23 protein-coding genes and 1 tRNA gene are annotated in these 26,651 nt (G+C 59.6%); 14 read left to right on the forward strand and 10 right to left on the reverse strand.

Annotated elements, in window-relative coordinates:
* Positions 1-81 precede the first annotated feature (81 nt).
* The 4 genes from C1T17_RS09610 (at position 82) to mfd (ending at position 4,245) form a co-directional block, all read left to right on the forward strand.
* A tRNA-Arg gene (locus tag C1T17_RS09610) sits at positions 82-158 on the forward strand.
* A gap of 125 nt (positions 159-283) precedes the next feature.
* On the forward strand, positions 284-472 hold the full coding sequence (locus tag C1T17_RS09615; RefSeq protein ID WP_104953256.1) for a hypothetical protein: 189 nt from the start codon (positions 284-286) through the stop codon (positions 470-472).
* A 28-nt stretch (positions 473-500) separates the two neighbouring features.
* Positions 501-767, forward strand: coding sequence for a succinate dehydrogenase assembly factor 2 (locus tag C1T17_RS09620; RefSeq protein WP_104953257.1), 267 nt, complete (start codon positions 501-503; stop codon positions 765-767).
* 16 nt (positions 768-783) lie between these two features.
* A complete protein-coding gene (mfd, locus tag C1T17_RS09625; protein ID WP_104953258.1) occupies positions 784-4,245 on the forward strand; it encodes a transcription-repair coupling factor in 3,462 nt (1,153 codons plus the stop codon).
* A gap of 55 nt (positions 4,246-4,300) precedes the next feature.
* Here the strand turns inward: mfd and C1T17_RS21020 are convergent, their stop codons facing one another.
* Positions 4,301-5,311, reverse strand: a complete 1,011-nt coding sequence (locus tag C1T17_RS21020; RefSeq protein WP_145958985.1) for an LPXTG cell wall anchor domain-containing protein — start codon at positions 5,309-5,311, stop codon at positions 4,301-4,303.
* Between the two features lie 227 nt (positions 5,312-5,538).
* On the opposite strand from C1T17_RS21020, the gene C1T17_RS09635 reads away from it, so the two are divergent.
* Positions 5,539-6,120 (forward strand): molybdenum cofactor guanylyltransferase, encoded by a 582-nt coding sequence (locus C1T17_RS09635; RefSeq protein ID WP_104953260.1) that lies wholly within the window; start codon positions 5,539-5,541, stop codon positions 6,118-6,120.
* On the opposite strand, the gene C1T17_RS09640 is transcribed toward C1T17_RS09635, so the two are convergent.
* Together C1T17_RS09640 and C1T17_RS09645 are read right to left on the reverse strand one after the other, a co-directional pair.
* Positions 6,077-7,045, reverse strand: a complete 969-nt coding sequence (locus tag C1T17_RS09640; RefSeq protein WP_104953261.1) for a bile acid:sodium symporter family protein — start codon at positions 7,043-7,045, stop codon at positions 6,077-6,079. The genes C1T17_RS09635 and C1T17_RS09640 overlap by 44 nt on opposite strands.
* A 22-nt stretch (positions 7,046-7,067) precedes the next feature.
* Positions 7,068-7,547 carry a MarR family winged helix-turn-helix transcriptional regulator gene (locus tag C1T17_RS09645; protein WP_104953262.1) on the reverse strand — a complete coding sequence of 160 codons (480 nt, stop codon included), beginning with the start codon at positions 7,545-7,547 and terminating at the stop codon, positions 7,068-7,070.
* A gap of 172 nt (positions 7,548-7,719) precedes the next feature.
* Here C1T17_RS09645 and C1T17_RS09650 point away from each other — a divergent pair, with 172 nt between their 5' ends.
* The gene (locus C1T17_RS09650) at positions 7,720-9,447 is read left to right on the forward strand and encodes an acyl-CoA dehydrogenase (protein ID WP_104953263.1); all 1,728 of its coding nucleotides are present in this window, start codon (positions 7,720-7,722) and stop codon (positions 9,445-9,447) included.
* 36 nt (positions 9,448-9,483) lie between these two features.
* Here the strand turns inward: C1T17_RS09650 and C1T17_RS09655 are convergent, their stop codons facing one another.
* Positions 9,484-10,644, reverse strand: a complete 1,161-nt coding sequence (locus C1T17_RS09655) for a hypothetical protein (protein ID WP_223262884.1) — start codon at positions 10,642-10,644, stop codon at positions 9,484-9,486.
* 276 nt (positions 10,645-10,920) lie between these two features.
* Entirely contained in the window at positions 10,921-12,213 is a 1,293-nt protein-coding gene (locus tag C1T17_RS09660) for a hypothetical protein (RefSeq protein ID WP_104953264.1), read from the reverse strand.
* A gap of 350 nt (positions 12,214-12,563) precedes the next feature.
* On the opposite strand from C1T17_RS09660, the gene gyrA reads away from it, so the two are divergent.
* Positions 12,564-15,242, forward strand: a complete 2,679-nt coding sequence (gyrA, locus tag C1T17_RS09665) for a DNA gyrase subunit A (protein WP_104953265.1) — start codon at positions 12,564-12,566, stop codon at positions 15,240-15,242.
* Positions 15,243-15,304: 62 nt separating this feature from the next.
* Here gyrA and C1T17_RS09670 read toward each other — a convergent pair whose 3' ends face one another.
* Genes C1T17_RS09670 through C1T17_RS09680 form a run of 3 tightly spaced genes read right to left on the reverse strand, consistent with a single transcriptional unit; the run spans position 15,305 to position 18,949 of the window.
* Positions 15,305-16,582 carry an SAM-dependent methyltransferase gene (locus C1T17_RS09670; protein ID WP_104953266.1) on the reverse strand — a complete coding sequence of 426 codons (1,278 nt, stop codon included), beginning with the start codon at positions 16,580-16,582 and terminating at the stop codon, positions 15,305-15,307.
* 35 nt (positions 16,583-16,617) lie between these two features.
* Positions 16,618-17,994: a cryptochrome/photolyase family protein gene (locus tag C1T17_RS09675; protein WP_104953267.1), complete on the reverse strand. Its 1,377-nt coding sequence runs from the start codon at positions 17,992-17,994 to the stop codon at positions 16,618-16,620.
* Positions 17,995-18,037: 43 nt separating this feature from the next.
* Positions 18,038-18,949: a histone deacetylase gene (locus tag C1T17_RS09680; RefSeq protein ID WP_104953268.1), complete on the reverse strand. Its 912-nt coding sequence runs from the start codon at positions 18,947-18,949 to the stop codon at positions 18,038-18,040.
* 105 nt (positions 18,950-19,054) lie between these two features.
* Here C1T17_RS09680 and C1T17_RS09685 point away from each other — a divergent pair, with 105 nt between their 5' ends.
* The 6 genes from C1T17_RS09685 to C1T17_RS09710 all read left to right on the forward strand — a co-directional run bounded on the left by C1T17_RS09685 (position 19,055) and on the right by C1T17_RS09710 (position 24,446).
* On the forward strand, positions 19,055-19,531 hold the full coding sequence (locus C1T17_RS09685; RefSeq protein ID WP_223262925.1) for an RNA pyrophosphohydrolase: 477 nt from the start codon (positions 19,055-19,057) through the stop codon (positions 19,529-19,531).
* A 234-nt stretch (positions 19,532-19,765) separates the two neighbouring features.
* Entirely contained in the window at positions 19,766-20,575 is an 810-nt protein-coding gene (locus C1T17_RS09690; protein WP_223262885.1) for a YdiY family protein, read from the forward strand.
* A 58-nt stretch (positions 20,576-20,633) separates the two neighbouring features.
* Positions 20,634-21,857, forward strand: coding sequence for a hydrolase (locus C1T17_RS09695; protein ID WP_104953270.1), 1,224 nt, complete (start codon positions 20,634-20,636; stop codon positions 21,855-21,857).
* 45 nt (positions 21,858-21,902) lie between these two features.
* Entirely contained in the window at positions 21,903-22,919 is a 1,017-nt protein-coding gene (locus C1T17_RS09700; protein ID WP_189338565.1) for an arginine N-succinyltransferase, read from the forward strand.
* Positions 22,920-22,922: 3 nt separating this feature from the next.
* Positions 22,923-24,182 carry an N-succinylarginine dihydrolase gene (locus tag C1T17_RS09705; RefSeq protein WP_104953271.1) on the forward strand — a complete coding sequence of 420 codons (1,260 nt, stop codon included), beginning with the start codon at positions 22,923-22,925 and terminating at the stop codon, positions 24,180-24,182.
* Between the two features lie 42 nt (positions 24,183-24,224).
* Positions 24,225-24,446 (forward strand): hypothetical protein, encoded by a 222-nt coding sequence (locus tag C1T17_RS09710; protein WP_104953272.1) that lies wholly within the window; start codon positions 24,225-24,227, stop codon positions 24,444-24,446.
* A 7-nt stretch (positions 24,447-24,453) separates the two neighbouring features.
* Here C1T17_RS09710 and C1T17_RS09715 read toward each other — a convergent pair whose 3' ends face one another.
* Both C1T17_RS09715 and C1T17_RS09720 read right to left on the reverse strand, forming a co-directional pair.
* Positions 24,454-24,714, reverse strand: a complete 261-nt coding sequence (locus C1T17_RS09715; RefSeq protein ID WP_104953273.1) for a DUF6356 family protein — start codon at positions 24,712-24,714, stop codon at positions 24,454-24,456.
* Positions 24,715-24,787: 73 nt separating this feature from the next.
* Positions 24,788-25,501, reverse strand: a complete 714-nt coding sequence (locus C1T17_RS09720; protein ID WP_104953274.1) for a glutathione binding-like protein — start codon at positions 25,499-25,501, stop codon at positions 24,788-24,790.
* Between the two features lie 168 nt (positions 25,502-25,669).
* Here C1T17_RS09720 and corA point away from each other — a divergent pair, with 168 nt between their 5' ends.
* Positions 25,670-26,638 carry a magnesium/cobalt transporter CorA gene (gene corA / locus C1T17_RS09725; protein WP_104953275.1) on the forward strand — a complete coding sequence of 323 codons (969 nt, stop codon included), beginning with the start codon at positions 25,670-25,672 and terminating at the stop codon, positions 26,636-26,638.
* Positions 26,639-26,651: the final 13 nt, after the last annotated feature.

Below are 26,651 nucleotides of genomic sequence, written 5' to 3' on the forward strand. Positions count from 1 at the left end.
GCCTACGCAAATAAAGCGCGTCAAGCGGTAAAAGGGGGTTGCCAGATCGGACGCCCCCTTCTATCTGCGCACTTCCCTGACGCACCCGTAGCTCAGCTGGATAGAGCATCAGACTACGAATCTGAGGGCCGGGCGTTCGAATCGCTCCGGGTGCACCAGGGACAAACCGCTTCGGCGGGCGAGGGCTGGCCGAAAGGCTGGCCCATTTTGTTTTGGGCCGCCGTAACAAAGGCATCCTTGCTGCCGCTCGCACGTTAAGCGGCAAAATAGGTGGAGAAGATGAATGACCGAAGGATCGACAGAAGCGGCTGAAAATACGCCATTTCCGCCGACGAATGCGGCAGCGGAAGCGGGAAGCCGACCCGTGGACGAAAACAATGGCCCTTCAAAAAAATCAGTCGCGATCGGCGCGGCCGTAGGCATAGGATCTGCGGCGATTGTCGCTGCGCTGCTTTATACACGGCGGCGCTAACAGCCGACTGCCGCACAAGGATTTATTAATGCACGACGATCCCCGCCTGCGCAGGCTAAGCTTCCGCGCATCTCATCGCGGCACCAAAGAGGCGGACCTGATGATCGGCGGTTTTTTTGATGCCTATGGCGCGACATGGACTGAGGAACAGCTCGTCTGGTTTGAGACCCTGATGGACGAGCAGGACGTGGATATCATGGCATGGGCGCTCGGCACATTGCCTACTCCGGCGCAGTATCAGGGACCGATGATGGACGCGATGCGCAAGCTCGATTATGTGCCGGTCGCCGAATGACGTGTTTCCGTAAATAGTGACTGACCTCCAGAAGATACTGAAATCCAAAACTCCCCTGACGCTCTCCGGCGTTCCGGCGGGGTTTCAGCCATGGCTGTTAGCCGATATCGCGCGGGCCGCATCGACGCGCGCGGTGTTCATCGCCCCTGACGAGCAGTTGATGCAGGCGGTGGCGGACACCGCCGCCTATTTCGCGCCGGAGCTGGAGATCATCCGCATTCCCGCCTGGGATTGCCTTCCCTATGATCGCGCGTCGCCTTCGCTGCGCGCCGCGTCGGAGCGGCTGGCGGGGCTGAATGCGTTGCAGGCGAAGCCCAAAGGGTCGCAGCTCGTCGTCACCACCGTCAATGCCTTTACGCAGCGGACATTGACGCCTTTTCGCATCCGGCAATTGGTCGCACGACTGGCGCCGGGCGAACGCATTGCCATATCGAAGCTGGCTGAGATGTTGCAGGCCAATGGCTATGTGCGCACCGACACCGTGCATGACGCGGGCGAATTTGCTATCCGAGGCGGTATTGTCGACCTTTACCCCGGAGGCGAAGCACAGCCCCTGCGTCTCGATTTCTTCGGCGAGGAGATCGAGACCGTCCGCCGCTTCGACCCCGGCGATCAGCGCACGACTGGTGCCGTCGAAGGCTTCACGCTGCTCCCCGCTTCCGAAGCGTTGCTGGACGAAGACACGATCAAGCGCTTCCGCAGCCGGTATCGTGAGATATTCGGCGCGACTGCCACAGGCGATCCCCTGTACCAGGCGGTCAGCGAAGGACGCAGGCTTGCGGGCATGGAGCATTGGCTGCCGCTCTTCGAAGAGCGCCTCGTCCCGATGTTCGAGCATTTGGGCGAGGGCGCTGTCATCATCCGCGACCATGGCGCGACGGCGGCCGCTGAGTCACGGCTGGAGGCGATCCGTGATTACCACGCGAACCGCATCGAAGCGCGCTCCGCCGATCCCGGCTCCTATCGTCCACTTGACCCCGCACAGCTTTATCTGACCGCGGACGAGTGGTCAGGCGCAATTGCCACCAACGCGCTACACATCACCAGCCCTTTCCATGAACCGGAAAGCGCGACGGTACTCGACTTCGGCGTGGACGGCCCTCGCGATTTTGCGCCGGAACGGGCGCAAAATGCAAACGTCTACGAAGCCGTGGGCAAGCATATCGCCAAGCTGAGCAAAGATCACAAGATCGTGATCGCCAGCTATTCGGTCGGCGCGCGAGAACGTCTCTCGGGGCTTCTGCTTGATCATGGCGTCAAGCGTCTCGCTGCGGCCGATAGCTGGCAGGAAGCGTTCGGTCTCGCCGCTACGGGATCGGTGGCGCTGATGGTGCTGCCGCTGGACCACGGCTTTACGGCTCCGGACGTGGCGGTGCTTACCGAGCAGGACATGCTTGGCGATCGCCTCGTGCGCCGGGCCAAGCGCAAGAAGAGCGCGGATGCGTTTCTTTCCGAACTCGCCACGCTTACGCCCGGTGATTTGGTGGTTCACGCCGATCATGGGATCGGGCGCTATGACGGGCTCACGTCGATTCCGGTCGGGAAGGCACCCCATGATTGCGTGGCGCTGGTCTATGCGGGCAACGACAAGCTCTATGTGCCGGTCGAGAATCTCGACGTGCTCTCGCGCTACGGATCGGAAACCGATGGCGTATCGCTCGACAAGCTGGGCGGCGAGGCATGGCAGCGCCGCAAGGCCAAGATGCGCGAACGTATCCGCGAGATCGCTGGCGAATTGCTCAAGACAGCGGCCGCGCGCGCGTTGCGTCCTGCGGCCATCGCGGAACCGGACGCGGCAGGCTATCCGGCCTTTGTCGATCGCTTCCCCTATGATGAAACCGACGATCAGGACCGTGCGATTTCGGACGTGTTGCAAGACTTGGCGGCGGGCAGTCCGATGGACCGCCTTGTCTGCGGCGATGTTGGTTTCGGGAAAACCGAAGTTGCGCTGCGGGCCACTTTCGTTGCCGCCATGGCCGGGATGCAGGTCGCGCTGATCGGCCCGACCACATTGCTGGCCCGGCAGCATTTCAACAATTTCGAAGAGCGCTTTCGCGGCTTTCCGATGAAGGTCGGGCGGCTGTCTCGGCTCGTGCCTGCGGCGGAAGCGAAGGCGACCAAGGCGGCGCTGGCGGACGGCACGCTTGACATCGTAGTGGGCACGCATGCGCTATTGACGAAGGGGCTGGAATTTAATCGCCTCGGTCTCGTCATCGTCGATGAAGAACAGCGTTTCGGTGTGGTGCATAAGGAGCGGCTGAAGCAGCTCAAGTCGGACGTGCATGTCCTGACATTGACGGCCACGCCAATTCCCCGAACGCTGCAGATGGCGATGTCAGGCCTGCGCGAATTGTCGGTGATCCAGACGCCGCCGGTCGACCGCCTTGCCGTGCGCACCTACATCATGCCTTGGGATGGGGTCGTCATCCGCGAGGCGCTGCTGCGTGAACATTATCGTGGCGGCCAGAGCTTCTTCGTTGTCCCGCGCATCACCGACCTCAACGAGATTGAGGAATTCCTGCGCAACGAAGTGCCCGAAGTCCGCGCAGTGGTGGCGCACGGCCAGATGTCGCCCACTGAAGTGGAAGAGCGCATGTCGGCCTTCTATGACAAGCGTTACGATGTGCTGCTTTCGACCACGATCGTCGAAAGCGGACTCGATATTCCGAGCGCCAATACGCTCATAATCCATCGCGCTGATCGCTTCGGCTTGGCTCAGCTTTATCAGTTACGCGGGCGTGTCGGGCGGTCGAAGACGCGGGCTTATGCTTACATGACCACACCGGCTGACCGGATCATCACGGAAACGGCCGAAAAGCGGCTCAAGGTGCTGTCTGACCTCGACACGTTGGGCGCAGGTTTCCAGTTGGCCAGTCATGACCTGGATATTCGTGGGGCGGGCAATCTGGTGGGCGACGAGCAGTCTGGCCATATCCGCGAAGTGGGTTTCGAACTCTACCAGTCGATGCTGGAGGAGGCGATCCTGGATGCTAAGGCTGGCGGGATCGCGTCGGAGAGGGCGCGTGACGCGTTCTCGCCGCAAATCACCATTGATGCGCCGATCATGATTCCGGACGATTATGTCCCTGATCTCGATTTGCGCATGGGGCTCTATCGCCGAATCAATGAGTTGGAAGATCGGCAAGGCATCGAAGCTTTTGCCGCAGAACTTATCGATCGCTTTGGAAAGTTGCCACAACCTACGCAGAACTTGCTCAAGCTTATCGAGATCAAACAGAATTGTCTTAGGGCCAACATTGCCAAGATGGATGTAGGCGGCAAGGGCGCGCTGGTCAGCTTCCAAGATGACAGTTTTCCTAATCCAGGAGGCCTTATTGCTTATGTGCAGAAGCTGGAGGGAACGGCAAAATTGCGGCCCGATAGCAAACTGGTGATTACGCGGACCTGGAACGATCCCGTGGCGCGCCTGAACGCCGCGGTTCAACTGTCCAAGGGGTTGGCGAAGGTCGCGGCGTGAAACGACTGAAGCCGGACCTTTTGGGGTCCGGCTTCAGCATTGCCGACAGTTCAGATCATGTTGTTGCGGGACGACCAAAGCCGCGACGCTGTGTCATGCCCCCACCGAAATCGTAAACCGGCGACAGGCGGCGCTGTTCCTGAACAAACGCCGCATCGGGTGCCGCCGCAGTTTCGCGGTTCTGACCGACTTGATGCTGACGCTGCATGAAATGCGCCCGACGCAGGCGGTTTTTCCGCGTGAGGAATGGATTCTCGGCTGAAGGTGCCGCTGCTGCCAATGCCTCTAGAGATTGATCTTCAGTGTGTGCGTTCGACATCGCAGGCGCTATGCGAGGTGACACAAAGGCTGGTGTATCGCGGTAAGCCGAGGGAGCCGCGGTAGCAGGTGAAGGCATATACGTACGTTCAGCAACGGGCTCCAACGGAGCAGGTTCTGCAGCGCGATCAAGCAGCAACTCGTCAGCACGATCGGGATTGCGACGACGGCGAGCGGCCATCAAACCCAGTCCTCCCAACAGCACCGCTGCGCCACCAACCAGTCCCCATTCAAGGCCATTGCCGGTATCAGCGTTCGCTGTTTCTGTCGGAGCCGAAGCAGCGACCGGTGCGGGGGCATCCTTCTGCGTGGCAATTGGTGCCTGTGGCTCCGGCTGGGGTGATACTACCGCAGGAGTAGCTGCAAGTTCTGCCTGGGATGAACCTGGCACCGCTTCACGTGCACTGGTCCGGGGCGCTGTACGTTCGGCTGACTTCACCGAGGCAGCGCGGGCGGGCTGGGCCGCTTCCTGTTCTGGCGTGGAAACAATGGGGGCTGGGGTTGGAGTAGCTTGAACGACAGGCGACGGCGCCGCCATTACAGGCGCGGGCGTAACTGGAGTTGCCGTCGATGCTGCGGGGGCTGCAACGAGGGGAGCGGCGATGACCGGTGCGGGCGCAGTCTGCGTCACCGTAACCGGCGGCGGGCCTGAAGGCGCGGCAACCTGCGCTAACACTGGCGTTGATGCAAAAGCGAGAACAGCGGCAATCGCGGCCCTCGCCGGGCGAACGGTGGGTTGTTTCATCATAGCAACCAAGCAACGTGATTATCCCGATTTTAGTCGTACCGCAGCGCAGCAATTCACGATAAGGCGTTTCGATGAAACGTTGAGCTGGTTCTTATGCCTACCCGTTCATCTAAGGTTTATCTGGTGTCTGTGTGAAGCTGAACATCTTAACCGTGAAGAAGTAAGGACGCGGATTTGACGGTTGCGCACGAGCAAGTCATGCATGCTTAAAGATCGGAGTAAATCGCATGACTCATGGTATTTCGTCAGAAAGGATACTTGGAGCGGTGCTGGCGGGAGGACAGTCCAGCCGCTTTGGATCAGACAAAGCTTTGGCTTTATTAGGAAATAAGGCGCTTCTTGTTCACGCTACCGAGCGGCTCGCGAAAGTTTCAGACACAGTCATCATCTGTGGCCGCACAGAGGGTAAAGGCATCGCTATTCCGGACCGTCCGGCAGGTAACCTTGGCCCCCTTGGCGGTTTGAATGCCGCACTACATTATGCACGCGACCATGGCTTTGACCGAGTTCTTTCGGCAGGATGTGACACCCCAATATTGCCGGATCATCTATTGCGACGTCTTACAGAGCAGCCCGACTCCACAATCTTCGACCACATGCCGATCGTTGGAATTTGGTCATCAAATCTTGCGGACGCACTCGACAGTCATTTGGAGCACGGCGATGATCGATCCGTCAAAAGATGGGCGCGCTCGATCGGGGTTCGCGTTCTCTTATCCGAAGAAGCGATCCCCAATATCAATACGCCAGACGAACTTGATGCGATCAGCGTGGCGCAAGGCGGCGTGCAATCACCGCGCAGGCGATAAGCTGGATTTGGTGAAACAACATCAGGGGGAGGATCAAGAGGCCCACCTGCGACGCCGGAAATAACGCACCGGCCATCGGTACGCCGGACGCCAAGCTCTTCTTGGAACCGCAGAACAACAGAACGATCCGGTCCTCCACGGCTAACCCAGCAGCCTTGCCTAGAAACCAGCTAAGCGTCAGCACAACGGCGAGCAGGGCAATGCAAAGCCCGCAGATCACCAGCACCGCCGCCGGAGACAATTTCTGCCATAGTCCTTCGACCACCGCCGCGCTGAAAGCCGAATAGACGATGAGCAGGATCGCGCCCCGATCCACCCGCCCGACAAGTGCACTATGGCGCGCAACGAAGCCGCTGATCCATGGCCGCGCCAGATGGCCGAGAACGAAAGGCAGCAGAAGATGCATGGCGATGACTTCCGCCGATGCCCATATATCGCTCTGCCCTGCTGCCGAGAGATGCATCAGCAAGCCGGTCAGTAGCGGCGTCAAAATGATGCCTGCGATGTTGGAAAATGATGCCGCACAGACGGCGGCGGCTACATTGCCTCCTGCAATTGAAGTGAAGGCGATGGACGATTGCACCGTTGATGGCAGCAGCGTCAGGAATAGCAGTCCGCTGGCAATCATCGGAAGCACAATGCCTGTGCTGTATGCCGCCTCGGACAAGCCGATCCCGAGCAGAGGAAAGATTGCAAACGTCACCAAGGGCGTCAGAAGCTGCAGCCGCCAGTTCGAGGCGCCAGCAATGATGGCGCTGCGCGACAGCTTGGCGCCGTGCAGGAAGAAGAGAAGAACGATGCCCGCGTCCGCGACGCCGTCGACGATCCGGGCGGCGTCCCCCTTCGCGGGAAGGAACGAAGCGAGCGCTACAGTCGCCAGCAGCAGGACGACAAACGGATCAAGGAGGGAGCGGAGCAAGGCCATGCGCGACAGACTATTCAGCGGATCAGGATTGTTGCGTGTCGGGCAGATGGGGATTGACCGCCTCGAGAGCCAGGGCCGCGGCATCGATACGGCGAAGAGTCGCTACGAACCGGTCCAATTCCTCACGATCAAAGCTGTCGAACAAAGATCGTTCGAGCGCCAGCGCCCTTGGCGCTACATCGGCGTAGAGTGCTCGGCCCGCATCCGTCAGCACCAGAAGATGGGAACGCTTGTCCGCCGGATTAGGCACGCGCTCTACAAGATCGCGGCTTACCAGTGCAATTGCTGCGCGGCTTACCGTCACCTTGTCCATACGTGAACGCTGGCTGATGGTCTGCTGTGTCACGCCTTCACTCTCCGCCACGATCGCGATCATCCGCCACTCAGGGATCTTAAGCCCGAAGAGTTTGTCGTAGCTATGCGCGACAACGTCGCTGACGAGGTTTGATGTGTAAGAGAGCCGATAGGGAACGAAATTGTCGAGCTTCAGGGAAGTGGCCATTCTTTACTGGTAGCAGCCACGCTAGCGTGAACAAGTGCAGATCAGGACTTGGCACTTAGCGTTCCCCTAGGGAAAGCTAGGTTCTACAAAAAACCTCAATTTTTCTATGGTTCCATATATTGTCATAGGCATGCCTCTGTGATTTGGGGACCCAAATCCGGAGGACTGCATTATGAGCTACGTTGCCCCTACTGCCGAACAGAAATTCCTGCTCAAACATATCGTCGGCATCGACGCACTGGCGCAGAATGCGCGCTATTCAGGCGCTGACGCCGACACCGTGGAGGCAATTGTCGAGGGCATAGGCGAATTCGCGGCCTCGGAATATGCGCCGCTCGCCAAAATCGGCGACACGGTGGGTGCCCGTTGGAATGACGGTGTAGTGACGTTGCCGCAGGGGTTCCGGGATGCCTATCAGGCTTTCGTAGCAAATGGCTGGGGCACCATCGACGGCCCAACGGAATTTGGCGGGCAGGGTCTACCCTTTGCTCTTACTACGGTGGTAATGGAGGATTTAGGCAGCGCCAATCTCGGCTTCTCGTTAATCAACATGCTGACCATGGGCGCCGTCGAAGCGCTGGACCATCATGGATCTCCGGAGCAGCAGGCGAAGTGGCTGCCAAAGATCATCACAGGCGAATGGCCAGGCACGATGAACCTGACCGAACCGCAAGCTGGCTCTGATGTCGGCGCGCTTCGCACTACGGCCACGCCAGTGGGCGACGGCACCTTTAAGATCAAGGGACAGAAAATCTACATCACCTTTGGCGAGCACGACCTTGCCGATAATATTGTTCATCTGGTTCTCGCCCGGACCCCAGGGGCGGCTCCGGGAACCAAGGGCATTTCCCTGTTCGTGGTACCCAAGCTCCGGCTGGATGAGCAGGGCAATCCCAGCGCTTTCAACGACGTACGCTGCGTGTCGATAGAGCACAAATTGGGTATCCACGCTTCGCCTACTTGCGTGCTTTCCTTCGGCGATAATGACGATTGCATCGGTGAATTGGTGGGAGCCGAAGGGGCGGGCATGCGTGCGATGTTCACGATGATGAACAATGCGCGGCTGAACGTCGGCAGTCAGGGTGTGCAGGCGTCGGAAGCCGCAACCCAGATGGCGCTGGCCTACGCTCGCGAGCGCGTCCAGACGCCGCGCGCGGATGGCAGTTCTGGCACGTCACCTGTTCCGATCATCGAACATCCCGATGTTCGCCGTATGCTGCTCCGGATGATCGCGCAGACTCAGGCGGCGCGAGCGCTGATCTATTATGCTGCGGGCCAAGTCGATCGCGCCCGCACCGGGGATGCTGCCGCAAAAGCCCGCCTGGATCTGGTAACGCCGCTCGCGAAGGCGCACGGCACCGATGTCGGCTGCGAGGTGGCTTCTCTTGGCGTTCAGGTACATGGCGGAATGGGCTTTATCGAAGAAACAGGCGCAGCCCGACATTATCGCGATGTGCGGATCACCCCGATCTATGAAGGCACCAACGGCATTCAGGCGGCCGATCTCGTCGGGCGGAAGCTTGGCGGCGACAGCGGTGCCGCCTTGCGCGCATTGATCGCCGACATTCGCGGGGAAGCTCGCGATGCCGAACTGCTGAAGTTGGCTGATGAGGTTGAGCAAATAGCGGAATGGATGCTGACCGAGGCTTCGGTCAACGATCGTTTGGCAGGCAGCTATCCGTTTCTGACGATGCTATCGACGCTTACATGCGGCTGGCTGATGGAGCGCCAGCAGCGCATCGCTGGCGAAATGCTGACCAATGGGGAAGGCGATCCCGACTTCCTGAAGGGCAAACAGGGCGCTTCGGACTTCTACTTCAAGTGCATAGTGCCCGAAGCGCGGGGGCTTTATTCAGCAGCCAAGGCAGGATCGGCGCTCCTTTACGAAACGGCACTTTAAATAGTCGGGCGCGGCTTCCTGCCGCGCCCCGCATTTTCAGGTAGGCGTATTAATCGCAGCAGGGCTGGCTCCAGCCGTACGCTGCGCTTGCTGATCTACCCAGACGTTCCAGAAGTTCGCGACAGTGGCCCAGCTACCTGTCGCCTGCGCCAAAGATGCCTTCGCACCAGGCAGATCGCCTGATCGCGCCAAGGCGATGCCCAGTCTCGTGCTGACTCGCGCCATGTCCACACCGCCTTTGCTCAGTGCAAGGCGGTATTGCGTCACCGCCTGAGGAAACTGACTCAGCGAGAAGTACGCGTCACCAGCGTTCGAAGCGGAGGTGCCGTCTTTGGCCGTCTCCGCTTTCTTCACGAGCGCGGGCAGGGCGGCGATATTCTTCTTCGCCTTGACGGAGATCGATTTCACGAGCGCTGCAGTGACAGCCTCTGTCGACGTCAGCTTCCCGCTCGTCCGCGCCGCTTCGATAACGGCCATCGCCTCCGCTTCATACCCATTGCGCGAAGCCAGCGTCGCGTAAGCCTGTACATCGCGTTCGCTGGCGATAGCGCCCGTGGCCGATTGCAGCCGGTAAAGATCAAGCTGAACTTGAGGGTCGAGACCCGGAGCCGCTTCGAAATTAATCAGACCAGAGCGCCAGTTACCGGGCGTCGGATAGAGCGCCAATTTCTGCTGGCTCCACTTTGCGACATCAGCCCATTTGCCCGCCTGATAGGACATGGCGATGGCGCGATCAAACCATGCTTCAGGAACGGGCTTGCCGCTCGCCCGCTGTTCCGTCACGGCCTGCTCTAGCAATGCCAGACCTTCTGTCGACTTCTTCTTCTTGATATTGGCATCGGCCAGCAGGACCGTAGTTTCTACAGGAGCATAACCAAGTTGCCGCGCATAATTGACTTGCGCAATGGCGTCGCCCTGCTCGCCCAGGTAGTAAGAGTAGTAGCCCGCGAGATACCGCAGATATGGAACCTGCGCCTCGGGCGTTGCACCGCTTTCGAGCATGTCAGTCAAAGCGCGGCGGATCGCCTGTGGATCGCTGCGGCGCGATGCATAATCATATTTCAGCGATCCCGCGATGTACTTTTCGAGCGGAGTAGCAGGTTGAAGGGTGGTTATTTGCGCATTGGCGGTATTCACGTCTCCGCTGTCCAACGCCGCTCTCGCCGCGCGAGATGCGGCACGGAACGTGTCAGACAAAGTAATTTCGGTTGGTGGATCCTTGGGCTTTGCTACGGCCGGCGAAGCCATCGCTACCGTCAATCCGACCGCTGATCCTGCTGCTATTATGTTTTGAACGACATCAATGCGACCGAAGCGCATATTCTCTCCATTGATCTTGCGGGCCGCATAAGCGTGCCAATGGGAATGCGCTATAGGCTGGATCGCGCCAATACAAGCGCTTGTCGATCAATTGCTTAGTTATGTTGATCCGAAAAAAAGGCGGCGCATTCCTGCGCCGCCTCGGTCGATGATTTACGCAGCCGCTTTCTTCGATAGCCACAACAGCCAGAACTGGGCGATCTCTTTGCGCGCGCCCGTGTTCACCTGCTCGAACGCCGCCTTTGCGCCTGCGGTGTCCCCGGACATGGCAAGGGTTATGCCAAGGCGCGTGTTGACCTCACCGGCGTCTACTGAGCCCTTCTGCAAAGCAACCTTATAGAGTTCGGCGGCCTTCGCATATTCGCCGTAACCCTGATAAGCGCCAGCGGTGAACGCGGCGGTCCGGCCATTTGCCGCCTTCGACGCGTCTGCCGCCGCAGAGGTTAGGGACGCTTTGTCAGACGTCATCTTGCCGGTAGCCTGCGTGTAGAAGTCGTTGAGCTTTCCGGCAGGCAGCTTACCATTGGAACGACCCTGATCGATTACCGACTTCACTTCGCCGAACAATGCCAGCTTGGATGCCGTATCGGCATATTCGGCATAGTCATATTCGCTCTGCAACGCGCCGGTCTGGTACATGAGGCGCATTACATCCAAGTTCTCACCTGCGGTCAGTGAGCGGTTGCGATCCTGGAACGTGCGCAACAACTGACGCCAGTTCTCGCCGGTCGGATTGGTTTCAACCTGAAGCATCGCCCACTGCGGCGCATCCGGAGCGCCGGCCGTGTAGGCCATGGAGAACCCGCGGCTCAACCATGCAGCAGGCACTGGCCGTCCCGCAGCCTTCTCCAATTCGATAGCTTTCTTAAGAGGCGTTAATCCCTGGAGCGCTACTGGCTTCGCAGCAGCCGAGAGTTGTCCCGTATTACCGCTCAGTGCGATGGCCTTCTGGAAGTTGGCTTCAGCCAGCAGAAGGTTGGAATTGCTGCCGTCATAGTTCGCTTCCGCCGCTTTCTGCAGATAGGTTATCGCGTCATCGTAGTCCTTCTGGTTGAAGGCCAATTGACCCGCGAAGAAGTTGAACTTGGGAACATCAGCGGCCGGCGTAACGCCGCTGGCAAGCATCTGCTTCAATCCCTGGCGCTGCATCGCCTGGTCGTTCAAGCCAAGTCCGGCGGCAAGGCGGAAATTGCCCGCCGTGTATTTGTCGCCCGGCGTGGTCGCAGCAGCATCAGCCGCTGGCAGAGCTGCGGACATAGCAGCGAAATCCTTGGCGGTGTTTGCCTTCTGCACAGCTTGCGCAGCTTCGATGAAGCCCTTGCTCATTTCAAGCTTCGGGGCTTCAGGCGCCTTTTCCTTCTTCGCGGCCATGGCGGGTGCTGAAGTCATGGCTACGCCAGCGACGCCAAGCATCAAACTACAGGCCAATTTGGAAATAGAACGCATCAGACTACTCTCCTTAACGACAATGATATCTAAACCGCTTCTAACGGGGCTGAACCCCCACGCGCATTGCCATGTTCCGTATCCGATTAGGCATCCGCGCGTGAATAACCGTTGAACAAGCGATATATCGGCGCGGGTCGCATCTGTCATGACTGATAGCATCGATCTATGCTGTTTCGCATCTCTTCATCGCTTGCGAAGCTCATTTCGTCGATCACCTGGCAAATTCACTCAGCACATTAGCCTCGCGTACGTGTACGCGTACGCGCGAGGGGTGACATAGCCTGCGTGCTAGGCTAGGGTCGCGCAGACACAGAAATGTAACGCAACACCCGGAAAAGAGAATTGCTTTGACCGACGAGACCCTCCTCGCCGACCCTTCGGATATCAGCCCGATCAGCATCGTCGACGAGATGAAGACGAGCTATCTGGACTACGCCATGTCCGTGATAGTCAGCCGCGCGCTGCCGGACGTACGCGATGGCTTGAAGCCTGTTCACCGTCGCATTCTCTACGCCGCCCATGAAGCGGGCTATGTTGCCGGACGACCCTATCGCAAATGCAGCCGCATCGTCGGCGATGTCATGGGTAAATATCACCCGCATGGCGACAGCGCGATCTACATGGCCTTGGCGCGCCTTGCGCAGGATTGGTCGATGCGCGTCATGCTTATCGACGGTCAGGGCAATTTCGGGTCGATGGACCCCGATATGCCCGCGGCCATGCGCTACACCGAAGCGCGGCTTGCCAAAGTGTCGAACAGCCTGCTGGAAGATCTCGACAAGGATACCGTCGACTTCACGCCCAACTACGATGCCTCGGAGAGTGAACCGCAGGTTCTGCCCGCGCGCTTCCCGAATCTGCTGGTCAACGGCGCGGGCGGCATCGCGGTCGGTATGGCCACCAACATTCCGCCGCACAATCTGGGCGAAGTCATCAACGCCTGCCTTGCCTATATCGATAACGGCGGCATCACGATTGACGAGCTGATCGAGATCGTGCCCGGTCCTGACTTTCCGACTGGCGCGCTGATCCTCGGTCAGTCCGGCGCGCGGCGAGCCTATCATGAAGGTCGCGGTTCGATCATCATGCGATCTCGCCATGTGGTCGAGGAAGGGCGTAACGATCGCCAGTCGATCGTGCTGACCGAAATCCCGTATCAGACCGGCAAGAACAATCTTGTCGAAAAGATCGCGGAGGCCGCCAAGGACAAGCGGATCGAAGGCGTAAGCGACATCCGCGATGAATCCAGCCGCCTGGGCGTACGTATCGTCATAGAATTGAAGCGCGACGCGACGCCTGAAGTGGTGCTCAACCAGTTGTGGCGGCACACGCCTGCGCAGGCGAGTTTTCCGGCAAACATGCTGGCGATCCGTGGCGGCCGTCCGGAAACGCTGAACCTGCGCGACATCATCGAAGCGTTCGTGAAGTTCCGCGAAGAGGTTATAACTCGCCGTACCAAGTTCGAACTGAACAAGGCCCGTGAGCGGGCGCATCTGTTGCTCGGCCTTGTCGTCGCGGTCACGAATCTCGACGAAGTTGTCCGGATCATCCGTGCCTCGTCCAGCCCGGCCGAAGCGCGAGAGGCGTTGCTGACGCGCGAATGGCCTGCCGAGCAAGTCGCGCCGTACATCCGCTTGGTGGAAGCCATTGAGACCGAGATTTCCGGTGACGTGTACCGCCTGTCGGAGCTTCAGGTCCGCGCGATCCTTGATCTTCGTCTGCACCGCCTGACCGCATTAGGCCGGGACGAGATAGGCAACGAACTGGCGGGTCTGGCTGCCAACATCGCGGAATATCTCTCCATCCTCGAAGATCGCGTAAAGCTTTACGCAGTGATGCGTGATGAGCTCGTAGCGGTGCGCGATGAATTTGCGACGCCGCGCCGCTCGACGATCACTGCCGCTGCCGACGGCATTGACGACGAAGACCTGATTGAGCGCGAGGAGATGGTCGTCACCGTCACGCATCAGGGCTACATCAAGCGCACACCGCTTGAGACTTTCCGCGCGCAGGCGCGTGGCGGCAAGGGCCGCTCCGGCATGGCGACCAAGGATGAGGATGCTGTCACCAACCTGTTCGTGACCAGCACGCATACGCCAGTGTTGTTCTTCTCCACCCATGGCAAAGTGTACCGCATGAAGGTGTGGCGCCTGCCCGAGGGCGGGCCGGCAACACGCGGGCGACCGATGGTGAACCTGCTGCCGCTCGCCAATGGCGAGACGATCCGCACTGTCCTGCCGCTGCCAGAGGACGAAGATAGCTGGAAGGACTTGTCGGTCGTGTTCGCGACAGCGCATGGCAATGTCCGCCGCAACAGCATGGACGCCTTCGCCAATATCCCGAGCAACGGCAAGTTCGCGATGCGGTTCGACGAGGATGCGACCGATCGCCTGATCGGCGTAGCGCTGTTGTCCGAAACTGACGACGCCCTACTCGCCACACGTCAGGGCAAGGCTATCCGCTTTGCCTCGACCGATGTTCGGGAATTTCAGAGCCGGACCTCCACGGGCGTGCGTGGTATGACGCTGAAGGACGGCGACGAAGTGATCTCCCTCTCCATCCTGCATCGCTCCGGTGCGACGCAGGAAGAGCGCGAGGAATATCTGCGTTTCGCCCCCTGGAAGCCCGAAAAAGAAGGGGAAATGAGAGATCAGGACCGCTTCGCCATGATGCGGGAACATGAGCAGTTCATTCTTACCGTCTGCGCAAACGGCTATGGCAAATTGTCGTCGGCTTATGATTACCGCCGCACCAACCGGGGCGGGCAGGGTATCACCAACATCGACAATATCGGCCGCAATGGCCCTGTGGTCGCCAGCTTTGCCGTTGTGCATGACGATCATCTGATGCTGGTCACCGACCAGGCGAAGCTCATCCGCATGGGCCTTTCCACCATGCGCGTCATCGGTCGTAATTCAGCGGGCGTGCGCCTGTTCAATGTCGCAGAGAACGAGCATGTCGTCAGCGCCGCCCGCATCGAGGACAGCGACGAAGACGAGGTCGTCGTCACCGAGGCAAATGATTAACGGGCTCTTTTTTCCGATCTTCCTAAGCTGGACTTGATAAGCTCAGGAAGATCGGTCTGAGATTAGGCGGCGCGCACCAGAGTTACCTGAGCCACATCGATCCCGCCGCCACGAAATCCGCCCTCGCAGTACATCAGATAATAGCGCCACAGCTTTACAAAACGCGCATCAAAAGTCGCCGGAAGCTGCCCGGTATCGACGGCGGTATCGAACTTTTCCAGCCACCGGCGCAGCGTTTCGGCGTAGTGTGGCCCGAAATTATACTGGTCTCGCCACAGAAAGCCTTGGGCTTCCGCTAAGGCACGGAAGCGGCTCTCCGATAGAAGCAGGCCGCCCGGGAAAATATACGCCTGGATGAAGTCGATGCTGGCCGCATAGTTTTCGAAAATTGCGTCATCGATGCAGATATACTGGATCGCGGCGCGGCCGCCCGGCTTCAGCAGGCGATGGATCGCGGCGAGATAGTCGGGCCAATAGCGCTGGCCCACGGCCTCCACCATTTCGACGCTGGCGATGGCATCATAGGTGCCGGTCGCGTCGCGATAATCCGTCAGATGCACCGTAGCGCGGTCGGCAAAACTTGCCCTTGCAAGGCGCTCCGTAGCGAAGGCCTTTTGCTCCGATGATAGCGTCAGGCCGTCGTAACGAATCTGTATCCGCTTCAGTGCTTCTTCGGCCAGCGCCCCCCATCCGCAGCCGATCTCCAGCAACGCGTCGCCGTCCTTCAACGCCAACCGATCGAGGATAGCTTTCGCTTTGCGTTCCTGCGCCGCTTCGAGAGGTTCGGACACATCGGACGGATCAGCGAACAGCGCGCTGGAATAGTGAAGGTTCTCGTCCAGCCAGAGGCGGTAGAAGTCATTGCCTAAATCATAATGGAACGCGATATTTCGCTTCGATCCGCTATGACTGTTTCGCCGAAGCAGTTGGACGGCTTTACCGATCCAGCGGTTCATCCCGCGGGCGCGCGCCGTCCGGCCCAGCGTGCGGGCGTTGGCCATGAACAGGGCGAAAAGCGGCACGGGATCGGGGCTATCCCATTCGCCGCGCGCCCAGGCACGATACCATCCGACCGATCCGCCAAGGGCCAGCCGCACCAGCGCCCGCCAGTCGCGCAAATGCACGATGCAGTTCGGCCCCTGGGCGCGTCCGCCGAGGATGCGTGTGCTGCCGTCGGGAAGATGCGCCTCCAGCGATCCCACCTCCAGTCCCTCATCGATGCGGTCCAACACGCCGTGGAAACGTCCGGCAATCAGGCGCGCAAAAGGGCTGCCGCCCGGAAGAAAGGCGCCGCCAGCCGTCACCAGATGGCGACCGCGTTTGGGAGGCTGTGCGTTCATAAGCTTCTCTAGCGTCAGCGCGGGCTCTCGATCAATCAGGCTCTGACATGCGCATAGGCTGATAGCGCCCGTTCGCGTGCTTCGCGATGACCTATGATCTTGCGGGGATAGACTTTCGGGCGACAGCCATGGTCTTCAGGATCATGTATGGCCGCGCCTTCGACGGCTGCCAGTTCGGGCACCCACCGGCGGATGTAATCGCCTGCATCGAACTTCGCCGATTGCGTCAGTGGCGCCATGATCCGCGTGAACATGTTGGCATCCACGCCGCTTCCCATCACCCATTGCCAGTTGACGGCGTTACTGGCATAGTCCGCATCGACCAGCGTGTCCCAGAACCACTGTTCGCCGACGCGCCAGTCGGCCAGCAGATGTTTGACGAGGAAACTGGCGGTAATCATCCGCACGCGATTATGCATCCAGCCGCTCGTCCAGAGTTGCCGCATGCCCGCATCGACGATGGGATACCCGGTTCGGCCTCGCTTCCAGGCGACAATATCTTGCTCCGCCTCGGGACCGGAGCGCCACGACAGTGTGTCGAACTGTGCTTTAGCATTGGTCTTGCCGTATTCGGGGAACGCAAGGATCACGTTCTCGGCATAATCGCGCCAGACAAGTTCCTTCAGGAATGTGTTCTGGTCGCCGGGCAAATCACTGATCGCGTGCCACACTTTTGCAACAGAGATTTCCCCGAAATGCAGGTGCGGGGAGAGCCGGGACGATCCTTCGACTGATGGCAGATTGCGCCCGTCGTCATAGGAATCCGCTTGCGGCAGAAACGCCTTCAGTCGCTTGGCTGCGCCTTTCTCGCCGGGCATCCATTCGTCGGCAAGCCCCTTTGACCAATCGGGCTTTGTCGGCAGCAATCCCCAATCGGATAGAGTGTCGCTCCTCGGCCAGGACTCCGGCGCGGGAACGACGCGTGGTGCCGGGTGAGGCGCTGGCGGCGGCATATGCTGCCACAGCGCCCTCATGAACGGCGTGTAGATTTTGTACAGCCCACCGCCACCCGTGCGGATCGTGCCTGGCGGCGTCAGGTAATTGCCGTCGTGCAACACGAGGTCGAGTTGCCCGGCCAGCGACTTCTCAGCATTAAGCCACCATGGCTCATAATGATGGAGCGCATGGACGCGAGTGGCTCCGATCTCCTTGGCCAGCGCGGGCAATAATTCGGCACAGATCCCGCGTCGCAGGATGAGGCGGGAGCCTTTTTCGCGCAGCGCCGCACCCAAATTTGCAAGGCTGTGATGCAGCCACCATAGAGATGCGCCGCCCATCTTGCGGTGCTTGGGCGTCTCTTCATCCAGGATGAAGACGGGCACGACTGGCCCTTCCGCCGCTGCCGCGATCAAGGCAGCCTGATCGGACAGACGCAAATCCCGGCGGAACCAGAGAATGACAGGAGCGCTCATGGACGTGCTGATGCCCGCATTTTCCGCTCGGTGCCAGCCTTCCTTACTGGTAGTAGCTCATTGCCAGCACGCGCATGGCATCGGCATGGCGGCGGGCGACCGCGTGCTGGTCTGTCCCGTAACCACCTCCCAGAGCAGAGGCGAGCGCGATTCCGCGCTTGCGGGCGAGCCCGCCGACAAAGCTGTCGCGCGCCACCAGCCCGATGTCGGATAACGCGAGCCGTCCCAATCGATCCTCTCCGTGAACATCCACACCCGCCTGATAGAGGATAAGGTCGGGGGCGCTGGAATCGATAAGGCGCGGCAGATGATGCTCCAGCGCGTCCAGATACGCGTCATCTCCGGTAGCGTCCGGTAACGCTACATCGAGCGTCGATTGCGCTTTCCGGGCCGGAAAATTCTTTTCCGCATGTATCGAAAAAGTCGTCACGTCGGCGCGTCCGGCCAGCAGCGATGCGGTCCCGTCTCCCTGATGCACGTCAAGATCGACGATCAGTACATGCTGCACGCGCTTCTCGGCCAGTAGGCGGTGCGCCGCGATCGCCAGGTCATTGAAAATGCAGTAGCCCGCGCCGGTATCAAACAGCGCATGGTGACTGCCGCCAGCACCATTGGCTGCATAGCCGCGATCCAGCGCCAGCCGCGCCGCCATCCATGTGCCGCCGCTGGTGCGCAAGGCACGCCGCGCCAGCCGTTCGGTAATCGAAAAGCCAATTCGCCGCGCCTTTTCCGCTGGCACCTCAGCCCGCATGACTTCGTCGACATAGTGGCTGTCATGTACGGCATTTACCCATTCCACCGGCATCAGCGGCGCTTCATGCTCGACCGGTGGATCACGATCCGCGCGCAACAAGTCGCGGACCAGCGTGTATTTATCCCACGGAAAGCGCGTGGTGCCTGATGTATCGGCATCCTGCCGCAAACTGTAATCCGGATGATGGACGAGCGGGAACATGCGGCCTATCTACCCACCAAGAGGGATAAGTGCCTGTGCGCCGATTCCCTGCCAACGTCCAACGATTATGCTGGGCGCGCCAACGAAACAGAGACATGGGGATATATGCCCAAGACATCAGACCTGCCTTATCGCCCCTGTGTGGGAATCATGCTCGTAAATACGGACGGCGATGTGTTCGTAGGGCAGCGGCTGGATAACAAGGTTGAGGCTTGGCAGATGCCGCAAGGTGGTATCGATCCGGGTGAAGATCCCCGGGCTGCGGCAATGAGGGAGTTGGGCGAGGAAACCGGCATAGTGCCGGAGCTGGTCGACATCATCGCGCAATCCAAGGACGAATATTTCTACGATCTTCCTGACGAACTGGTGGGTAAGGTATGGGGCGGGAAATTTCGGGGGCAGCGCCAGATCTGGTATCTGGCGCGCTTTGGGGGCAGCGACGACGCCGTCAATATTCAGACAGCCGATCCTGAATTCCGGGCATGGAAATGGACCCAGCCCGAAACCCTGCCTGATCTGATCGTGCCTTTCAAAAGGAAGCTGTATCGCGACCTTTTAAAAGAATTTGGCCATTTGATTTAAGCGGCGCTCGGGTTTGCGTTCGGCTGTGAGTAACGGTCGATCAACTGAGTTCAAGTCGCCGACAAATTCTGTACGGTGCAATCCATGTTCAAGCGTCACCGTCTGCTATTTCTCGTTTGCGCCATAAGCTGTTTGAGCGAAACCGGCTTTGCGGAAACTTCCAATCCCGCGGATGCAGCGCCTTCCACTGCAAAGGCTCCTGCGCCTCCGCCATTGTCCGAACCTGTCAGGAAAATGCTGGAAGCAGCGATCGCCAGCCGCAACGATGCGGACATCAACGCAGTGGCCAGAATTGCGCAACAAACCAATCCCCAAGCCCGCGCTGAGATCGCGGCGATGGTCAACCAGTACCGGGTTACAATGGAAACGGCGCGCAAGGAGAAGTTGAGCGATCCGCATGTGTTGGCGCTGTGGGACGGGCGCGGCGAACTGGGCGGGTTCCTCTCGACCGGGACAGCGGAAGAAGTCGGCATCAGCGCCGGCCTCAGTTTGCAACGTCAGGGCCTTAGATGGTTGCACAAACTACAGGGAAGCGCCGACTACCGCCGCGCTAACGGCGAAACCTCGCGGGAGCGCTTTCAGGGATCCTATGAAGGGCGCTATCAGTTTGATCCGAAGGGCTACGCCTACGGCTTGGCCCAATATGAGCGCGATCCGTTCCTGGGGTACGACAGCCGCTATACGACCTCGATCGGAGTCGGTTATCGGCTGTTGCAGAACAAGAAGATGGACCTTTCCGTAAACGTCGGTCCGTCGCTGCGACTGGTGGATTACACGCTGGACGAGAGCGAGAACAAGCTTGGCGCGCGTTCCTCTTATGACCTTGCCTGGAAGCTCACGCCTGCACTGACGTTTCGACAAAACGGGTCGGCTTATCTTGAGGACGAACTTAAAAGCGCTACGTTGCTGACCTCGCTCGACGCCAGACTTATATCGAAGCTGACGGCGCGGCTCTCCTATAACGTGCAGCGCGAGGCCGACACCATATTGATCGACGGCCATACCGACACGCTCAGCAAGGTGACACTGGTTTACGACTTCTGATCGTCGATTGATGGTTGAGGGGTGGAGCCGTTGAAACGGCTCTGTTACACTGTTGCCGATGAGCGCAATATCCTTATCCGAACAAATAGTTGTCGATGCCGCTGCCGCAGCGCCGATGTTGGCACAGGTGGAGGCGTGGGCGGCGCTCAATACAGGCTCGCGTAATCTTGATGGGCTGCGGGACATGGCGGCGGTGCTGGCGAATGCGTTTTCAGCACTTCCGGGCGACATCGCCCTCATTGATCCGGCACCGGTCGATACCGTTGCTCCGGATGGACAGGTTCTTCCGCTCAGCCATGGCCAACATCTTCACATGACCGTTCGTTCGCAAGCACCGGTACAGATATTGCTCACGGGCCACATGGATACGGTTTTCGCCGCGACAGACGGCTTCCAGGCGCTGAAGTGGCTGGAGCCCGGTGTTCTGAATGGTCCTGGCGTGGCCGATATGAAGGGCGGCCTCGCCATCATGCTCGCTGCATTGAAGGCGCTGGAGCACAGTCCGATTTCTCAGAGCATCGGCTATGAAGTCGTCATCAATAGTGACGAGGAAGTCGGTAGCGCGTCGTCATCCGCGCTCATCGCCCGCGCGGCCAGGGGCAAGATCGCTGCGCTAACTTATGAGCCAGCGCTCCCGGATGGCACGCTTGCTGGAGCGCGCGCGGGAAGCGGCAATTTCTCAATCGTAGTGCTGGGGCGCAGTGCCCATGCAGGGCGCAATCCAGAGGATGGGCGTAACGCAGTCGTCGCTGCGGCAGACATCGCCCTGCGGCTGAAAGCAGCCAGTGGCGTCAGGCCGAACGGGCAGGGTTTTTCCTGCAATCCGGCGAAGATCGATGGCGGTGGGCCGAACAATGTCGTGCCCGATCATGCCGTCCTTCGCGTCAATTTCCGCCCGCGAACGCCTGCCGATGAAATCGCGGCGAGTATATTACTCGATCAAGTGATCGCGGACGTGGCAGCGCTGCATGATGTGCTGATCCACCGTCACGGCGGCTTCGGACGTCCCCCCAAACCCATGGACGAAAAGACGGAAGGCTTGTTCGGTCTCGTGAAGCGATGCGGCGAAGACCTCGGCATTGCGATCGGGTGGCGCGATACCGGGGGCGTCTGTGACGGTAACAACATCGCGGCTTGCGGTGTCCCCGTCGTCGACACCATGGGCGCGCGGGGCGGGAGCATCCACAGTCCGGACGAATTCCTGATGACGGACAGCCTTCCTGAACGCGCGCGGCTCTCGGCGCTGACCATGATGCGGATCGCGAAACATGCGCTGCGCTAGGGCCGGTCGTTCGGGAACAGAGATACATCAGGCAAGGAACAGGCATTGAGTTTCTTCATGCGACCGGCGCGGCTGGACGACCTTCAGACGCTGTATGAAATGGCGAAGCTGACGGGCGGTGGCTTCACTAATCTGCCGCCAGACCGCAAGGCGCTGTCCTCCAAACTCGAACGCACCGCCGAAGCCTTGTCCCGAACAGAGGACGATCTGGCGGACGAGATGATCGTGCTGGTCCTTGAGAATAGCGAGACGGGCCAGGTTCGTGGCACCTGCCAGCTTTTCAGCGAAGTCGGGCAGAAATTCCCGTTCTACTCCTACCGTCTCGGCACTTTGACGCAGCATAGCCGGGAACTCGCTCGCACATTTCGCGCAGAAATGCTTTCGCTGACGACGGACCTTGAAGGCTCCACCGAAGTGGGGGGGCTTTTTCTGCACCCGCGCGAGCGCGCCGAAGGATTGGGGCTGTTGCTGGCACGCAGTCGTTATCTCTACATCCGGCAGCACCGCGCGCGCTTCGGCAACCGTATCATCGCCGAATTGCGAGGCGTGATCGACGAGGCGGGTGGGTCGCCGTTCTGGGACGGCCTGGCCGGGCGGTTCTTTGGCATGAGCTTTCAGGAAGCGGACGAATTCAATGCGATCAATGGCTACCAGTTTATCGCCGATCTGATGCCGAAGACGCCAATCTATACAGCGATGTTGACGGATCATGCGCGATCCGTAATCGGCCTTCCGCACCCAAATGGCCGCGCCGCGATGCGGATGCTGGAGGCGGAGGGCTTCAAGAACGCCGGCTATGTCGACATCTTCGATGGCGGCCCCACGATGGTCGGAAACATCGACGCGCTTCGCACGGTATCGGAGTCCCGGGAAGTTACCTTGACCGATATACATGGTGAGAAAGGCGCAAAGATGCTCATCGCTCGCGGCAAGCTGTCCAAGTTCAGATGTGCATATGGTTCGGTGATCGAGCAAGGCGACGGGACTGCGGCGCTCGATAGCGCCAGTGCCGCCCTGTTAAGCGTGGACATCGGCGATTCGATCACCATCGTGGGACGCTGAGCGATGCCGGCTATCGAGATCAACTTCGACGGGATCATTGGTCCCAGCCACAATTATGCAGGCCTCAGCCTGGGCAATCTTGCATCGGCGGGCAACTCCGGCTCGCCGTCCTTCCCACGCCAGGCCGCGCTTGAGGGAATCGCCAAGATGCGTGCGAATATCGCGCTCGGGCTGACACAGGGTATATTCCTGCCGCATCGTCGCCCGGACACAGCGTGGCTTAGCGCGCTGGGCACCAGCATGGCCGATGCCGAGCCGCATATCCGTGCCGCGGCCTTCTCCGCCTCTGCAATGTGGGCCGCTAACGCTGCGACGGTTTCTCCGGCGGCGGACACTTTGGACGGCAAATGCCATCTGACCGTCGCCAACCTCGTGACGATGCCGCATCGCAGCCACGAGTGGCCGCAGACGCTTGCTCAGTTGCGCACGGCGTTCGCGTCTGATCGTTTCTCCGTGCACGACCCCGTGCCCGCGCCGTTCGGTGACGAAGGCGCGGCCAACCACATGCGATTGTGCGAGAGTCACGATGCGCCTGGGGTCGAAGTCTTCGTGTACGGCCGATCAGGAGGAACGTTCCCCGCCCGCCAGCATCCGGAGGCCAGTAAAGCCGTTGCGCGCAAGCACCGGCTCGATCCCGGCCGCACATTGCTCGTCCAGCAATCCGCCGAGGCAATAGAAGCGGGCGCCTTTCACAATGATGTCGTGGCGGTGGCGAACGAGCGCGTGCTGTTCGCGCATGAGCAGGCCTTTGCCGACAAGTCCGCCTTCTTCGCCGAGCTAAGCCGGTTGATCCCTTCGATCGAGATTATCGAAGTTCCCGCCAGCCAGATCAGCCTCACGGACGCCATCCAGAGCTATCTGTTCAACGCGCAACTCGTGACCTTGCCGGACGGTGCGGGGATGGCGCTGATAGTGCCGACCGAAACCCAGGCGACGCCTGCGGTGTGGCAATGGCTTGAAACTTTGCTCGCAGGGAATGGCCCGATCAGGCGGGTCATGCCGGTTGATGTAAGGCAGTCCATGGCGAACGGCGGTGGTCCGGCCTGCCTGCGGCTTCGTGTGGTGGCTGATCCTGCGGATATCGATGCTCGTTTTCTGGTCGACGGCCCGAAACTCGATAGAATAGCGGCCATAATCGAGCAGCACTGGCCCGAACGGATTACGCCCGATGATTTGCGGAATGCCGACTTGATCGCGCAGGTCGAACAATCGTGGTTAACGCTTGTTGACCATTTGCAGCTTTCACGCGAACTGTGTGTTTAGCACTGAAATGGAGGCAATTCTCCAGCTACGCACTCGGACATCATGCAGAAGATCAAGCGCCTCTTCACGATCAAGACGAAGTTCGAGGCGTTTCTCGTGATCTATGCCCTCGCGCTTGGCGCGGCGGAGCGGGGCATCGTGTATATGGATCAGTATCCGGGCTTCGGGGGCAAGCTTCTGGCGCTTTGCTGTACCGGAGCGGTCTTCATGGCTGGCGGCAAGGTGATTGACGCTGTGGACATGCAGCGCCGCTGGCAATTCTGAGCGGCGTTCAGATTTCGTATTCCGGTAGAAACTGCGGCAGAGGCATTGACGCCTGACTGGCGCGCTCTGCGCGAGGCTGCATTTTGCTGTAGAGTTGCCGTACCGTCGAGCTACCGGTCTTTACGAAAAGAGTGGGCAGAAGCCCGTGGATCATACAGGCGACGCCGCCCAGCATCATACGCGCGCCAAATGACGCGGCAGTGTGCATATGGCCGAGATAGGATTCTCCGACGTGGCGAGGATGTTCAAGGAAAAGCTTCTGAAACATGGCGGCTCCGGCTCCTGTCGACTATGCTTTGATAGAGCAACTACGCGACAAGAACCAGAGCCGACAGAATTCCTCAATTCGTCGTTGGCTGAGTGTCGGCTTTCTGGCCAAAGAGGATCTTGCGTTCTTCCTCGGTTCTTATGCCTGGCGGGTTCGGGTTGATCTCCGCTGCACGCGCATAGGCGCGTACCGTCGCCGGACGCGCGGCAATCGTATCGAACCAGCGACGAATGTTCGGAAAGTCATCAAGGTTCTGGCCCTGTGCTTCATAAGGCACAATCCAGGGATAAATTGCCATGTCCGCAATCGAATATTCTTCGCCCGCCACAAATCGGCGATCCGCGAGCCGCTTGTTCAGAACGCCATAAAGGCGATTGGTCTCGTTGACGTAGCGGTCGATAGCGTAGGGGATCTTTTCCGGTGCATAGTTGCGGAAGTGATGATTCTGCCCGGCCATCGGACCAAGTCCGCCCATCTGCCAGAATAGCCATTGCAGCACTTCGGCGCGACCGTGGAGATCGACGGGGATAAACTGCCCGGTCTTCTCGGCCAGGTACAGCAGGATCGCGCCCGATTCGAACAGAGACACAGGAGCGCTCCCCTCGACCGGTTCATGGTCGACTAGCGCGGGGATGCGGTTGTTGGGGGCGATTGCGAGGAATTCGGATGCGAACTGCTCGCCTTTGCCGATGTTGATGCCGTGCAGATTGTACGACAGGCCTGCTTCTTCCAGAAAAAGGGTGACCTTGTGACCGTTCGGCGTGGTCCAGTAATAGAGATCGATCATCGGGAGGTTTCTCCATAGCGCGACGGGTCGCTGCGCTCGCCCTGCCAAGCTAGGAGATGTATTCTGCGGTTCAACCTGCTGTCTGCCGGTTAATAAGTCGCAAGCCACAGCCATTTGCGGACGTGACGCCTTCTGCTAGGCGGGACGCACTGGATTTATGAGGTGCCCGTGACGGTCGTTGCTGCCTATCTTTATCAAAACGGCCGGCAGATCCGTCCGATCTCCATTGATGAGATCAGCCCATGCACGGGCGGATCAGATGAATTCGTCTGGATTGGTCTGTTCGAACCTACCGAGGATGAACTGCGCACCTTGCAGACGCAGTTCGGCCTTCATCCTCTGGCGGTCGAAGACGCGCTCCTTGCGCATCAGTTGCCCAAGGTGGACGTGTATGGCGACCAGTTATTCGTCGTGTCCCGGACGGCTCATCTGGAAAAAGAGAAGATCGCCTATGGCGAGACTTCGATTTTCGTTGGGCGCAATCACATCATCTCCGTTCGTCATGGGTCGGCCCGCGCGCATACCGAACTGCGCAGTCATTTGGAGGCGGCACCGTCCTTGCTCGCCCACGGCGTTGACTATGTGCTGCACGCGATCATCGACTTTATTGTCGATGGCTATCTGCCCATCGTCGAGACCATCGAAGAGGAAGTGCTGGAGATCGAGCAGCGGGCGATGGACGCCTTCCTGGCGCGGGAGGATGTCACGCGCATCTTCGGCCTGCGTCGTGAGACCATCCGCTTTCAGCGCATACTGGGACCAATGGCGGAGCTATGCAGCAAACTCGTCCATCTCGACATGCCCTGCATCGACAAGGATACGCGCCCGTATTTCCGCGACGTGCTCGATCATGTTCGGCGAGTCGAGAACATGGCCGGCGGCTTGCGTGACAATCTGGCGTCGGTGTTCGAAGTCAGCAGTTTGCTGGAGCAGCAGCGGCAGGGCGGCATCACACGCCAACTTGCTGCATGGGCGGCCATATTGGCGGTGCCGACGGCAATCGCGGGCATCTACGGCATGAATTTCGAGAACATGCCGGAGCTAAAGACCGAATATGGTTATTATGTCGTTCTGATTGTGATCGCCGTGATCTGCGCCGTTCTTTATGCCCGGTTCAAGCGCGCCCAATGGCTTTGATCCACTAATTAGA

Origin of the sequence: Sphingobium sp. SCG-1 (assembly GCF_002953135.1) — a bacterium.
GTDB lineage: Bacteria > Pseudomonadota > Alphaproteobacteria > Sphingomonadales > Sphingomonadaceae > Sphingobium.

Coding starts and splice junctions, on each gene's coding strand:
- C1T17_RS09615 (WP_104953256.1), top strand. CDS start 284: ATGACCGAAGGATCGACAGAAGCGGCTGAAAATACGCCATTTCCGCCG.
- C1T17_RS09620 (WP_104953257.1), top strand. CDS start 501: ATGCACGACGATCCCCGCCTGCGCAGGCTAAGCTTCCGCGCATCTCAT.
- C1T17_RS21020 (WP_145958985.1), bottom strand. CDS start 5,311: ATGATGAAACAACCCACCGTTCGCCCGGCGAGGGCCGCGATTGCCGCT.
- C1T17_RS09635 (WP_104953260.1), top strand. CDS start 5,539: ATGACTCATGGTATTTCGTCAGAAAGGATACTTGGAGCGGTGCTGGCG.
- C1T17_RS09640 (WP_104953261.1), bottom strand. CDS start 7,045: ATGGCCTTGCTCCGCTCCCTCCTTGATCCGTTTGTCGTCCTGCTGCTG.
- C1T17_RS09645 (WP_104953262.1), bottom strand. CDS start 7,547: ATGGCCACTTCCCTGAAGCTCGACAATTTCGTTCCCTATCGGCTCTCT.
- C1T17_RS09650 (WP_104953263.1), top strand. CDS start 7,720: ATGAGCTACGTTGCCCCTACTGCCGAACAGAAATTCCTGCTCAAACAT.
- C1T17_RS09660 (WP_104953264.1), bottom strand. CDS start 12,213: ATGCGTTCTATTTCCAAATTGGCCTGTAGTTTGATGCTTGGCGTCGCT.
- C1T17_RS09670 (WP_104953266.1), bottom strand. CDS start 16,582: ATGAACGCACAGCCTCCCAAACGCGGTCGCCATCTGGTGACGGCTGGC.
- C1T17_RS09675 (WP_104953267.1), bottom strand. CDS start 17,994: ATGAGCGCTCCTGTCATTCTCTGGTTCCGCCGGGATTTGCGTCTGTCC.
- C1T17_RS09680 (WP_104953268.1), bottom strand. CDS start 18,949: ATGTTCCCGCTCGTCCATCATCCGGATTACAGTTTGCGGCAGGATGCC.
- C1T17_RS09685 (WP_223262925.1), top strand. CDS start 19,055: ATGCCCAAGACATCAGACCTGCCTTATCGCCCCTGTGTGGGAATCATG.
- C1T17_RS09690 (WP_223262885.1), top strand. CDS start 19,766: ATGCTGGAAGCAGCGATCGCCAGCCGCAACGATGCGGACATCAACGCA.
- C1T17_RS09695 (WP_104953270.1), top strand. CDS start 20,634: ATGAGCGCAATATCCTTATCCGAACAAATAGTTGTCGATGCCGCTGCC.
- C1T17_RS09705 (WP_104953271.1), top strand. CDS start 22,923: ATGCCGGCTATCGAGATCAACTTCGACGGGATCATTGGTCCCAGCCAC.
- C1T17_RS09710 (WP_104953272.1), top strand. CDS start 24,225: ATGCAGAAGATCAAGCGCCTCTTCACGATCAAGACGAAGTTCGAGGCG.
- C1T17_RS09715 (WP_104953273.1), bottom strand. CDS start 24,714: ATGTTTCAGAAGCTTTTCCTTGAACATCCTCGCCACGTCGGAGAATCC.
- C1T17_RS09720 (WP_104953274.1), bottom strand. CDS start 25,501: ATGATCGATCTCTATTACTGGACCACGCCGAACGGTCACAAGGTCACC.